This is a genomic window from Phenylobacterium sp., from assembly GCF_013911965.1.
Taxonomy (GTDB): Bacteria; Pseudomonadota; Alphaproteobacteria; order Caulobacterales; family Caulobacteraceae; genus Phenylobacterium.
In genome coordinates this window covers 18,655-30,277 of record NZ_JACESE010000027.1, presented here as the reverse complement: position 1 = coordinate 30,277, position 11,623 = coordinate 18,655, and the positions used below count along the sequence as shown (strand labels likewise).

Here is an 11,623-nt window from a genome sequence, read left to right as displayed (position 1 = left end):
GGCCGGGGGCGATTTCGCCGCCGGCGCCGAAGACGCCCGCGCCCAAGGCTCCGGCGGCGAAATCGCCCCCGGCCAAGGCGCCCGCCCCGAAGACCGCGCCCGTCACGCCGTCCGAGCCGGCCGAGTCGCCTCCGCCGCAGCCGCTGGAGCCGGTGTTTTGAGCCTCGCCGCCGGTCGCCTGGACCCCTGGCGCTGGCTCGCCCTGCCGATGCTGCAGTGCCTGGGCGCCACCATCCTCTTCGCCGTGCCGCTGCGGCTGTTCGGTTGGGGCCTGCCCGAACCGGTCTTCTGCATGGTCCCGGCCTTCGCCTGGGCCGTCATCCGGCCGTCCTTCATCGCCCCCTTCGCCGTGCTCCTCATGGGGCTCTTTCTGGACATCTTCTGGGGCGGGCCGCTGGGCATGTGGGCCCTGTGTCTTCTCGTCGCCTATGGGGCGGTGCTCGGCGCGCGTAACATGATGGTGGGCCAGAGCCGGCCGATGATGTGGGCCTGGTTCGCCGTGGCCTGCGCCCTCACCGAAGCGACGGCCTTCCTGGTCACACAACTTGATGTGAGGGCCACCCCGAACCTGCTGGCCATGCTATGGCAATTCCTCGCCACAATCCTTCTGTACCCGTTCGCGCACCGGCTCATCGACCGGTTCGAGGACGCCGACATCAGATTCCGTTAGGGGGCCGACGGCGTTGAGCGAGCCGTCCATCTTCTTTTCCGAGGTCAACGAACGGCAGGGGGCCTTCCACCGCCGCAGCTTCCTGCTGGGCGGTTTCGCCGGCGCAGGCCTGCTGGCGCTCGGCGGCCGGCTGGCGCACCTGCAGATCCTGGAGGCCCAGCGCTACCAGAAGCTTTCGGCCTCCAACCAGTTCAATTTCCGCCTGGTGCCGCCGCCGCGCGGCCTGATCGTCGACCGGAACGGCCAGATCCTGGCCTCCAACCGTCCCAACTTCCGCCTGCTGGTGGTGAAGGACGGGGAGCATGAGCCCGGCGAGACGCTGAAGACCCTGGCCCACTTCGTGCCGCTGGACGAGGACAGGCAGGCGCGGCTGCTGCGCGAGTTCGAGCGCACGCCCCGCAGCGTGCCGGTCTCGGTCATGGAGGACATGACCTGGGAGCAGTTCTCGGCGATCAACATCCGCACGCCGGAAATGCCCAATGTGACCGCCGACATGGGCGAGGTGCGCGTCTATCCCCACGGCGGCGCCTTCGCCCACGTGATCGGCTATGTGGCCAAGGTCAATCGCGAGGATCTGACCGAGACGGGCCCCAATTCCGAGCCGATCATGCTCCATCCGGGCTTCCGCATCGGCCGCCAGGGGGTGGAGAAGGCCTTCGACCTCGATCTGCGCGGACGCGCCGGGGCGAAGAAGATCGAGGTGGATGCGCGCGGCCGCGAGATCCGCCACGATCAGGACGGCGACCTGCCGGCGGTGCCGGGCAAGACGATCGAGCTGACCCTCGACGCCGACATCCAGACCCGCGCCCTGGAGGTGATGGGCGACGAGAGCGGCGCCATCGTGATGATGGACTGCCGCTCGGGCGATCTGCTGTGCATGGTCTCGGCGCCGAGCTTCGACGCCAACCGCTTCGTGCGCGGGCTTTCGGTGGCCGAATACCGCGCCCTGGCGGACTACGAGCGGCGGCCGCTGCTCGACAAGGCGATGAGCGGCACCTATCCGCCGGGCTCCACCTTCAAGCCGACCGTGGCCCTGGCCGCGCTCAACGCCGGCGTCGATCCTTCGCGGCGCATCAACTGCTCGGGCGGCTGGTATTTCGGCGGACGGACCTGGCGCTGCTGGCGCCATGGGGGCCACGGCCCGCAGGACATGCACGACGCCATCAAGAACTCGTGCGACGTCTACTTCTACCAGGTCGCCCTGGAGATCGGGCCCGACTACATCGCCGAGGCCGCCAAGGCGCTCGGCTTCGGCCAGACCTTCGACATCGGCATACCCGGCCAGCGCAGCGGGGTGGTGGGCTCCACCGAGTGGAAGCGCACGCAGGTCAAGCGCGACCCGAAATGGCACCCCGGCGACTCCGTCAGCTACGGCATCGGCCAGGGCTATGTGGCGGTGAACGGCCTGCAACTGGCGGTCATGACCGCCCGGCTGGCCAACGGGCGCAAGGCGCTCAACCCGCGGCTGGTGAAGTCGGTGGGCGGCGTGCCGATGAAGCCCGGCGACGCCGTGCCCGACCTGCCGTTCCCGGCCGAGCACCTGGATTACGTGCGCGGCGGCATGATCTCCGTGGCCAACGACGTCAGCGGCACCGCCTATCGGCAGAGCCAGCTCGGCCTGGGCGACGTGATGATGGCCGGCAAGACGGGGACCGCCCAGGTGCGCAGCTATGACGGCCTGGCCTCGCGCGACAGCCGTCACGCCCAGTGGCGGCTGAAGGACCACAACCTCTATGTCGCCTTCGCGCCGGTGGACGACCCCCGCTATGCGGTCTCGGTCATCATCCAGCACGGCGGGCTGGGCGGGGCCACCGCCGCGGCGCCGCGGGCGCGCGAGGTCATGCGCGTGGCGCTGCTGAAGGATCCGGAGATCCGCGCCCGCATCGAGCGGCCTCTGCCCATGCCGGAGGTTACGGAGCTGGAGCCCGAGGGCGTCGCCCCCGCCGCGCCGACGCCCGGCCCCATCGTCGCCGAGCCTGGAGAGCCCACGTGACCGTCAGCGCGCTGACCCGTCCCGGCGAGCGGGACCGGCTGATCGTCAAGTTCAGCCAGATCGACTGGACCTTCTGCCTGGCGCTGTGCCTGATCGCCGGCGCGGGCGCCCTGATGATGTTCTCCGTCGCCGGCAGCTCGTGGGAGCCGTGGGCGGCGGCGCACCTGTTCCGCTTCGGCTTCTTCTTCGTGGTCATGGTCATCCTGGCCATGGTCGACCTGCGCGTCTGGTTCGCGCTCGCCTATCCCATATACGGCCTTGGCTTGCTGCTGCTCGTGGCGGTGGAGCTGGTCGGCGACGTGCGCATGGGCGCCCAGCGCTGGCTCGACCTCGGCTTCATGAGTTTCCAGCCGTCCGAGATCATGAAGGTCGGCATCGTGCTGGCGCTGGCCCGCTTCTATCACGGGGTCTCGGCCGACAACGCCCGGCTCTCCTGGTGGCTGCTCGTGCCTGCGGCCATGATCGCCGCGCCGGTCCTGCTGGTCGCCCACCAGCCGGACCTCGGCACCGCCATGCTGATCGCGCTGACCGGCGGCGCCATCGTCGTCCTGGCGGGCCTGTCCTGGAAGGTCATCGGGACGGCCGTGGTGGGCTTCCTGGTCTCCATTCCGCCGCTGGTCATGTTCGTCCTGCACGACTACCAGCGCCAGCGCGTCATGACCTTCCTGAACCCCGAGAGCGATCCCTCGGGTTCGGGCTACCACATCCTGCAGTCCAAGATCGCGCTGGGCTCCGGCGGCTTCTTCGGCAAGGGCTACGGCCTGGGCTCGCAGAGCCAGCTCAACTTCCTGCCCGAGAAGCACACCGACTTCATCTTTGCGACGCTCGCCGAGGAGTTCGGCTTCCTGGGCTGCGCCTCCGTGCTCGCCCTCTATGCGGCGGTGATCTTCATGGCGCTGCGGACGGCCGCCCTGGCCCACAGCCACTTCGGCCGGCTGGCCGCGTCGGGGGTGACGGCGACCTTCACCCTCTATGTCCTGATCAACGGCGCCATGGTCATGGGGCTGGCGCCGGTGGTGGGCGTGCCCATGCCGCTGCTGTCCTACGGCGGCACCGTGATGATGACGGTGATGATCGGCTTCGGCCTGGTGCAGTCGGTGCGCGTCCACCGCTACACCGAGGTGACCAGCGGCAAGGGCGCGTTCGTCTAAGCGGCGGCGCGAGGCCTAGAGGGCCAGCGCCTGGTCGGTGGCGCGGACCAGGGCGTCGACGACGCCGGGTTCGGTCGAGGCGTGGCCCGCGTCCCAGACGACCTCCATCCGCGCCTCGGGCCAGGCCTGCCGCAGCCTGTAGGCCGCCTCCATGGGCGTGACCACGTCGAAGCGGCCCTGGACGATCCAGCCGGGAATGCTGCGGATCTTGTCGATGTTCTTCAGGATCCAGCCGTCTTCGGGGAAGAAGCCCCTGTTGACGAAGTAGTGGCACTCGATCCGGGCGAAGGCGATGGCGAAGTCCACCTCGTTGAACTTGGACGGCCGCGCCTCTGGGCCCCGGATGGAGATGGTGTCGCCCTCCCACTGGCTCCAGGCGGTGGCGGCCTCGGCCTGCACCCGGCGGTCGGCATGGGTCAGGCGCTTGTAATAGGCGCCCATCAGGTCGCCGCGCTCGGCCTCGGGGATCGGCGCCAGGAAGCGCTGCCAGGCGTCGGGGAAGAGCATGCAGGCGCCGTCCTGATAGAACCAGCGCAGCTCGCGCTCGGTCAGCAGGAAGACCCCGCGCAGCACCAGGGCCTCGACGCGATCGGGGTGGGTGATGGCGTAGGCCAGCGCCAGGGTGGAGCCCCAGGAGCCGCCGAAGACGGTCCACTTCTCGACGCCCAGCTTGACCCGCAGGCGCTCGATGTCGGCGATGAGCGTCCAGGTGGTGTTGTGCTCCAGCCGGGCGTTGGGATGGGAGCGGCCGCAGCCACGCTGGTCGAACAGGGCCATGCGCCACTTCGACGGATCGAAGAACCGTCGCATGGTGGAGTTGATGGCGCCCCCGGGGCCGCCGTGCAGGATCACGCAGGGCTTGCCCTGCGGATTGCCGCATTCCTCGTAATAGACCTCGTGCTCGGACTCGGTGGCGAGCCAGCCGTGGGCGAAGGGCTCGTTCTCTTCGAACAACCCCCGGCGACCGGTCGAGGCGGAGAAGGACAAGGGGGCGTTCGGACGATCCATTGGCCTATTTACGCCGGGAAACGCCGACGCATCCAGTCGATGATGAAGCCGTTCACCGCTTCCGGCTTCTCCTGCTGCGTCCAGTGGCCCGATCCGGTCACGAGCACCTTCTCCAGGTCGGAAATGACCTCTTCCATGCCGTCGGCCATGGCGGGGGACAGGACCGCGTCCTTCTCGGCCATGATCATCAGGCACGGGAGGCCGTCGATCCGGGTCGGCAGGTCGGCCGAGGCCTGCCAGTTGCGGCTGAAGTTCCGGTACCAGTTGACGCCCCCGCGGAAGCCGGAGCGCTGGAAGAGGGCCACGAAGACGGCCATGTCCTCGTCCGACAGGAACTGGTTGGGATCGTTCGCCGGATCGTAGTGGGCCAGCGCCTGGCCGAAGGCGAAGCTCGAACCGCCTTCCTTCGGGGCCTCCCCGGCGTCGCGCACGGCGGCGGGCTTGCGCATGAAGAAGCGCATGGTCTTTTCCACGTCGGCGCCCAGGACCGCTTCCGGTTCGTCCGGCGTCTGGAACCAGACGATGTACATGTCGGGGCCGAAGGTCTTGCGGAAGAGCTCGATGGGGTCGATCGGGTAGCGGCGCATGAAGGGCGTGTTCAGGCCGATGATCCCGGCGCAGCGGTCGGGATGCATCAAAGGCATCTGCCAGACGACGATGCCGCCCCAGTCGTGGCCGCAGAACACGGCCTTGTCGATCTTCAGGTGGTCCAGCAGGCCGACCAGGTCGCCGGTCAGATGGGCCATGTCGTAGTCGGTCACCGCGGGCGGGGCCTCGGTCAGGCCGTAGCCCCTCTGGTCGGGGACGATCACGCGGTAGCCGGCCTCGGCCAGCGCCGGGATCTGCCAGCGCCAGGAGAAGGCCGTCTCCGGAAAGCCGTGGCAGAGGACGATGGCGGGGGCGTCCTTCGGGCCGGCCTCGTACCAGGTCATCCCGATCCCGTTGATCTGTGCGCTCTGGGACGGCGGCATCTGACGGTCGAAGGCTGCGGGCAGGTCGGTCATGGGGACGGCTCCGGTCTGGCGGTCGGACTCCAGTTGGCGATCTCCCCGTGCGGAAGGCAAGGCGCCGGCCCTTCCCATCGCCTCGATCCGGGGTAGAAGACCCCATGACCCAAAGCCGCGCCGCCGCTCCCGTCCCCACGCCCTGGGGGCTCGTGATCCTGCTCGGCGCGCTGACGGCCTTCGCGCCGATGTCCATCGACATGTACCTGCCGAGCCTGCCGACGATCGGGCAGGCGCTGGGGGCGACCGCAGCCCAGACGCAGGCCACCGTCGCCGCCTTCTTCGCCGGCATGGCGATCGGCCAGTTCATCTATGGGCCGGCCTCCGACCGCTTCGGCCGCCGCACGCCCATCCTGGTGGGCATCGGGGTCTATATCGTCGCCTCCGTCGCCTGCGGCCTGGCGACGAGCCCGGAAATGCTGATCGGGGCGCGGTTCGTCCAGGCGCTGGGGGGCTGCGCCGGCGGGGTGGTGGCCCGGGCGGTGGTGCGCGACCGGTTCGACCACACCGAGACGGCGCGCATGCTGTCGCTGCTGACCCTGATCATGGGCGTCGCGCCGATCGTCGCGCCCCTGATCGGCGGCGCCATCCTGGAGGTCGCCGGCTGGCGGACCAACTTCTGGGTCCTAACCCTGTTCGGCCTGACCGTCGGCGCCTTCGCCTTCTTCCGCCTGGAGGAGAGCCGCTCGGAGGAGACGGCCCGCCGCGCCCGGGCGGAGAATCCGCTGCGCGCCTTCGGGGTCCTGCTGCGCGAGCCGCGGCTCATGGGCTATGCGCTGGCCGGGGCGCTGAACGGTGCGACCCTCTTCACCTACATCTCCGCCTCGCCGGAGCTGCTGATCGACACGTACGGCATTTCGCCGGGGAACTTCGGCTGGGTGTTCGGCCTCAACGCCGCCGGCGTGATCGGGGCGAGCCAGGTCAACCGTTACCTGCTGCGCAACGCCACCCCCGACGGGGTGCTGGGGCGGGCCAGCCTGATCGCCGTGGCCGGCGGCGTGCTGCTGCTCGCCGCGGCCCTGACGGGCGTCGGCGAGCGGTGGACGGTGCTGCCGCTGCTGTTCGTCGTCCTGTCGACCTACGGCTTCATGCAGGGCAACACCATGGCGGGCGCCCTGAGCGTCGACCCCTACCGCGCCGGCTCGATCTCCGCCCTGATGGGCGGGGCCTCCTTCGGGGTCGGCGCGATCGCCTCCAGTCTCACGGGCCTGTTCCACGACGGTACGGCGCGGCCGATGGCGGTGACCATGGCGCTGGCCCTGGCCGGCTCGGCCGCGGCCCTGCACCTGCTGGCCTTGCCCAGGCGGCGACTTGAAGCCTAGGCCTCAGGCCTTCGGCGGACGCGAGAGGGCGGCGACGGCCAGGACGATCCAGCCGCCCATGAAGAGCAGGCCGCCGACCGGCGTCACCGCGCCCAGGATTCGCGGCGCGCCCATGGCCATGGCGAAGAGCGAGCCGGAGAAGACGGCCGCGCCGGTCAGGAAGAGGACGGGCGCCAGCCGCGCCAGCCGGGCGCCGCCTGCGGCCACGAAGGCGGCGGCGAAGACCGCCAGGCTGTGGGTCATCAGATAGTTGGCCCCGGTGGCCAGCCACTGGCGCGCCTGGGGATCCTCCATGCCGTGCGCCCCGAAGGCGCCCATGGCCACGGCCAGCAGGCCGCCGATGGCGGCCAGGCCCAGCCAGATGCGATCGAGGCTGCCCATTCTTCGCGCTCCTGCGTTACAACGGCGTCGCCGCCAGGCCTGATTAGTCCGCCCGGCGGGCTTGGCCAATCCGTACCGGCCGCAGCAGGGGAGGGCGCAGATGAAATCCAGGACCGCCGCAATTCTGGTCGCAGGCGCGATGAGCGCCGTCGCCGCCGGCGCCAGTGCGGACACGGGCAGCTTCGGAAACTGGGCGGTGGTCTGCGACAATGTCCGCACCTGCACCGCCGTCGGCTTCGGCGAACTCGGCGAAATGGGCTCCAGCGGCTTTCTCGAAATCCGCCGGTCGGGCGAGGCCGACGCGGCGCCGACGGCCCGGCTCCTGACGGCCGGCGAAGGCGCGGCGACCCTGACGCTGCAGGTGGACGGCGCTTCGCCGCCGGCGCTGTCGGCCCTGCCGGCGACCCCCGGCGCGGAGGACGAAGAGCCGGCCATGCGGGTGACCGAACTGACCGCCGAACAGACCGCCGCGCTCATGGGGCAGATCGCCGACGGGCGCAGCCTGACGGCCCTGGAGCAGGGGCAGCCGGCGGTGTCGGTCTCCCTCTCCGGGTCGAGCGCGGCGCTGCGGTTCATGGACGATCGGCAGAAGCGCGCCGGCACGAGGACGGCCCTGGTGGCCCGCGGCGACAAGCCGGCGAGCGCCGTCCCGGCCGCGCCGGCGGCGCCCGTGCTGACGCCCGCGCCACGCATCGCCCAGGGCGGGCTTCCCAACGCGCCCAGCGCCGCCCTGCGTGCGAAGCTGAGCGGCTGCGACGAGGACATCGCCGAGATCAGTCTGGAGCCGGTGGTGGCGCGGCTGGCCAAAGGCAAGCTCTTCTGGGGCGTGGCCTGTTCGCGCGGCGCCTACAACGTCATCTACAGCCTGTTCGTCACCGACGAGGCGGGCGGAAACCCGCAGGTGCTGCAACTGCCCTATCCGGACGGCGAGCCGGCCAGCGAGGTGATGAACATCGGCTTCGATCCCGACACCCAGACCCTCTCCAACTTCGACAAGGGCCGCGGGCTGGGCGACTGCGGCGCCCTGAACGAATGGGTCTGGACCGGATCGCGCTTCGCCATGAAGGCCCAGACCATCATGCCGGAGTGCCAGGGCGTCCTGCCGGAGTTCTGGCCGGTCAGCTACCGGAGCCGCTAGACTCGGCGTAGAGGAGCGCAAGACACCCTCCTGCAGGCTTCTCCATGCCGTCCCTGCCCGTGCGTCTTGGCCTCTTCTACTCGGCCATCTTCATCGGGCTGGGGGCGAGCGCGCCCTATATCCCCATCTGGTTCGCCGAGCGCGGCCTTTCGGGAGCGCAGATCGGCCTGATCCTGTCGGCGCCGATGATGGCGCGCATGATCACCGCGCCCGCCATCGGGGTCTGGGCCGACAGTTTCGCTCTGCGGCGCACGCCGCTGATCCTGATGGGGGCGGTGGCGGCGGCCTGCTACGTGCTGCTGGCCGCGCCGTTCGGCTTCCTGTGGTGGTTCGCGGTCTGGTTCGTCGCCGCCTCGGCGCTGTCGACCGTTTCGCCGCTGACGGACGTCATCGCGCTCGCCCGAGCCCGGCGCGACGGTTTCAACTATGGCTGGCCCCGCGGCATCGGGTCGGCGGCCTACATCCTGGCCAATGTGGCGGCGGGCGCCCTGGTGACGCGCGGCTCGCCGGACCTGGTGCTGATCTGGATCATCGTCTCGGCGGGGCTGGCGGCGGTCAGCGCGCGCGTCCTTCTGCCGCCCGATCCGGTGCGCGAGGAGGGCGGCCGCGCCAGCCTGGCCGAGCGCCTCGCGGGACTGCGCGGCCTCTTGCGCGACGGCGGCTTCATGCTGGCGGTCGTCTCGGTCGGCCTCATCCAGTCGGCCCACGCCTTCTACTACGGCTTCTCGGCGCTCGCCTGGAAGCAGCAGGGCATACCGGAGACGCTGACCGGCGTGCTGTGGGGCTTCGGCGTCGCCGTGGAGATCGGCTTCCTGTGGTTCATGGAGCCGTGGCGGCGCCGGGTGGGCCCGCGCCGGCTGCTGGTCCTAGGCGGGTTCGCGGCCGTCGTCCGCTGGGCGGCGCTGGGGCTGTCGCCGCCGCTCTGGCTGCTGTTTCCCATCCAGGCCCTGCACGCGCTCAGCTTCTGCGCCACCTTCATGGCCAGCCTGCAGATCGTCGAGCGGCTCTCCACCCCCGACAACGCCTCGGCCGCCCAGACCATCAATTCCGCCTTTTCGGGCGGACTCCTGATCGGCCTGGCGACCCTGGCCTCGGGCGCCCTGTTCGATGCGGTCGGCGCCTACGGCTATTTCGCCATGGCCCTCATGTCGGCGCTCGGCCTGGCCGGCGCCCTCAGGCTCTATGGGGTTCGGCGGCTGGACGGCTGAGGACGCCGGCGAAGGCCGTGGCTGCGGCGCAGACCGCCTGCCGGATCTGATCGACGGAGAAGGCCGCGCCCTCAGCGCACTCGCGGGCCTGCGGCACATGCAGGAAGCCGACCCTGGCCGCGGCGCCCGTGGCCAGCAGACGGTACAGGGTGAAATTGCACAGATAGTCGCCGGCGTCGTCCGAGCGAACGGCCGGCAGGCCCTGCGCCGCGATCGCCGCGAGCATGGCCGCGCAGGGCGCGGTCGCGGCGAGCTCCTCGGCGCCCGCGCCGTCGATGAAGGCCTGCTCCCACACGCGTCCGGCATGGTCGGGCCGTTCGCGCGCGGCGCGGTTGCGGCCCCGGTGTTCGATGCGGAAGGCCTCGGCCTCCACCGCCACGCCGACCACCAGCACAGCCTCGGCGGGCCGGGCCTGCAGCTGCCGCAGGATGGTCTCGACCGAGCCCTTCCATTGGACCGGCAGGGTCAGGAAGTCGACCTCGACGCCGGGCGGGGCCCAGGCGTCGCGGGCCAGGGAGGCGACGACGGCGGCCGACGGGTTGAGGGGGGCTTCGGGAAAGCTGCCGAAGCCGCAGAGGAGCAGGCGAGGGACGGACATGGGCCGATCATAGCCCGTCGGCCTTGAATGCCCCAACGTCGGGCGTCGAGACTGGGGCCACAAGAGTAGGGAGTTGAACGCCATGCGTGCGCTGCGAGCCGCCGAGCCCTGGGGCCTGGATAATTTGACCCTCGTCGAGGCGCCCGACCCGAAGCCGGGGCCGGGCGAGGTGCTGGTCCGAATGAGGGCGGTGTCGCTGAACTATCGCGACTGGATGATGATCAACGGCCTGTACGGTCGCGCGCCGACCACGGCGGGGCAGGTGACGCCCTTCTCCGACGGCTGCGGCGTGGTCGAGGCGGTGGGCGAGGGCGTCACCCGCGTGAAGGTCGGCGACCGGGTCGCCACCCTGTTCTTCCAGGGCTGGATCTCGGGCCCGCCGACCCTCGAAAAGGCGCTGACGGCGCTGGGTTCGCCCATCCCCGGGGCCGGGCGCGAACTGGCCGTGTTCAGCCAGGAGGGCGTTTCAAAGGTCCCGGATTTCCTCACCGACGAGGAGGTCTCCACCCTGCCGTGCGCGGCGCTGACGGCCTGGCGCGCCCTCTTCGAGGACGCCGACCTGCAGCCCGGCGACACGGTGGTCCTGCAGGGCACGGGCGGCGTCTCGATCTTCGGCCTGCAGTTCGCCAAGGCCGCAGGCTTGCGCGCCCTGATCACCTCGTCCTCGGACGAGAAGCTGGAGCGGGCCAAGACATTGGGCGCCGATCACCTGGTCAACTACCGGCAGACGCCGCAGTGGTCGAAGCCGGTGCGCGAGGCCACCGCCGGCGTGGGCGCCGACTTCATCATGGAGGTGGGCGGTCAGGGCACGATCGAGCAGAGCCTGAAGGCGGTCCGCATCGGCGGCCACATCGCCATCATCGGCGTGGTGGCGCAGGGCGGATCGGGGATCAATCCGGCCGTCCTGATCGGCAATGCGGCCCGGATGCAGGGCGTCTTCGTCGGCTCCCGCGACATGTTCGAGGCCATGTGCCGGGCCATCGAACTGCACCAGATCCGTCCGGTGGTGGACAAGGTGTTCCCCTGGACGGAGGCGCGCGCAGCCTTCGAGGCCATGGCCGGCGGCGAGCACTTCGGGAAGATCGTGCTGACCTTCTAGGGCGGCTCGCGCACAGGTTCCGCCGGCCCAGATCTGCGCCCGACGCTGCAG

At 70.5% G+C, this 11,623-nt stretch carries 11 protein-coding genes; 7 read left to right on the top strand and 4 right to left on the bottom strand.

Translation table 11 applies throughout. The features are described 5' to 3' along the window. Positions 1-157: 157 nt before the first annotated feature. The 3 genes from H2041_RS18440 to rodA are packed head-to-tail and all read left to right on the top strand — an operon-like array spanning position 158 to position 3,814. Positions 158-670 carry a hypothetical protein gene (locus H2041_RS18440; RefSeq protein WP_293415247.1) on the top strand — a complete coding sequence of 171 codons (513 nt, stop codon included), beginning with the start codon at positions 158-160 and terminating at the stop codon, positions 668-670. Positions 671-683: 13 nt separating this feature from the next. After that, positions 684-2,663, top strand: a complete 1,980-nt coding sequence (gene mrdA / locus H2041_RS18435) for a penicillin-binding protein 2 (protein WP_293415245.1) — start codon at positions 684-686, stop codon at positions 2,661-2,663. After that, a complete protein-coding gene (gene rodA / locus H2041_RS18430) occupies positions 2,660-3,814 on the top strand; it encodes a rod shape-determining protein RodA (protein ID WP_293415244.1) in 1,155 nt (384 codons plus the stop codon). The genes mrdA and rodA overlap by 4 nt, the downstream gene beginning before the upstream one ends. A gap of 15 nt (positions 3,815-3,829) precedes the next feature. Here the strand turns inward: rodA and pip are convergent, their stop codons facing one another. Together pip and H2041_RS18420 are read right to left on the bottom strand one after the other, a co-directional pair. Further along, positions 3,830-4,822, bottom strand: coding sequence for a prolyl aminopeptidase (gene pip / locus H2041_RS18425; protein WP_293415243.1), 993 nt, complete (start codon positions 4,820-4,822; stop codon positions 3,830-3,832). Positions 4,823-4,830: 8 nt separating this feature from the next. Further along, positions 4,831-5,826 carry an alpha/beta hydrolase gene (locus H2041_RS18420; RefSeq protein WP_293415241.1) on the bottom strand — a complete coding sequence of 332 codons (996 nt, stop codon included), beginning with the start codon at positions 5,824-5,826 and terminating at the stop codon, positions 4,831-4,833. A gap of 104 nt (positions 5,827-5,930) precedes the next feature. Here H2041_RS18420 and H2041_RS18415 point away from each other — a divergent pair, with 104 nt between their 5' ends. Continuing rightward, entirely contained in the window at positions 5,931-7,148 is a 1,218-nt protein-coding gene (locus tag H2041_RS18415; protein WP_293415239.1) for a multidrug effflux MFS transporter, read from the top strand. 3 nt (positions 7,149-7,151) lie between these two features. Here H2041_RS18415 and H2041_RS18410 read toward each other — a convergent pair whose 3' ends face one another. Further along, positions 7,152-7,529 carry a DUF423 domain-containing protein gene (locus H2041_RS18410; protein ID WP_293415237.1) on the bottom strand — a complete coding sequence of 126 codons (378 nt, stop codon included), beginning with the start codon at positions 7,527-7,529 and terminating at the stop codon, positions 7,152-7,154. A gap of 100 nt (positions 7,530-7,629) precedes the next feature. Here H2041_RS18410 and H2041_RS18405 point away from each other — a divergent pair, with 100 nt between their 5' ends. Together H2041_RS18405 and H2041_RS18400 are read left to right on the top strand one after the other, a co-directional pair. Next, entirely contained in the window at positions 7,630-8,667 is a 1,038-nt protein-coding gene (locus H2041_RS18405; RefSeq protein ID WP_293415235.1) for a DUF1176 domain-containing protein, read from the top strand. Positions 8,668-8,711: 44 nt separating this feature from the next. Beyond that, on the top strand, positions 8,712-9,875 hold the full coding sequence (locus tag H2041_RS18400) for an MFS transporter (protein ID WP_293415233.1): 1,164 nt from the start codon (positions 8,712-8,714) through the stop codon (positions 9,873-9,875). Here H2041_RS18400 and H2041_RS18395 read toward each other — a convergent pair. Beyond that, positions 9,841-10,473, bottom strand: coding sequence for a hypothetical protein (locus H2041_RS18395; protein ID WP_293415231.1), 633 nt, complete (start codon positions 10,471-10,473; stop codon positions 9,841-9,843). The two genes, H2041_RS18400 and H2041_RS18395, sit on opposite strands and share 35 nt — an antisense overlap. 82 nt (positions 10,474-10,555) lie before the next feature. On the opposite strand from H2041_RS18395, the gene H2041_RS18390 reads away from it, so the two are divergent. Beyond that, positions 10,556-11,572: an NAD(P)-dependent alcohol dehydrogenase gene (locus tag H2041_RS18390; RefSeq protein ID WP_293415229.1), complete on the top strand. Its 1,017-nt coding sequence runs from the start codon at positions 10,556-10,558 to the stop codon at positions 11,570-11,572. The last annotated feature ends 51 nt before the right edge of the window (positions 11,573-11,623 follow it).

Coding starts and splice junctions, on each gene's coding strand:
- H2041_RS18395 (WP_293415231.1), bottom strand. CDS start 10,473: ATGTCCGTCCCTCGCCTGCTCCTCTGCGGCTTCGGCAGCTTTCCCGAA.
- H2041_RS18390 (WP_293415229.1), top strand. CDS start 10,556: ATGCGTGCGCTGCGAGCCGCCGAGCCCTGGGGCCTGGATAATTTGACC.
- H2041_RS18410 (WP_293415237.1), bottom strand. CDS start 7,529: ATGGGCAGCCTCGATCGCATCTGGCTGGGCCTGGCCGCCATCGGCGGC.
- H2041_RS18420 (WP_293415241.1), bottom strand. CDS start 5,826: ATGACCGACCTGCCCGCAGCCTTCGACCGTCAGATGCCGCCGTCCCAG.
- H2041_RS18405 (WP_293415235.1), top strand. CDS start 7,630: ATGAAATCCAGGACCGCCGCAATTCTGGTCGCAGGCGCGATGAGCGCC.
- H2041_RS18400 (WP_293415233.1), top strand. CDS start 8,712: ATGCCGTCCCTGCCCGTGCGTCTTGGCCTCTTCTACTCGGCCATCTTC.
- H2041_RS18415 (WP_293415239.1), top strand. CDS start 5,931: ATGACCCAAAGCCGCGCCGCCGCTCCCGTCCCCACGCCCTGGGGGCTC.
- pip (WP_293415243.1), bottom strand. CDS start 4,822: ATGGATCGTCCGAACGCCCCCTTGTCCTTCTCCGCCTCGACCGGTCGC.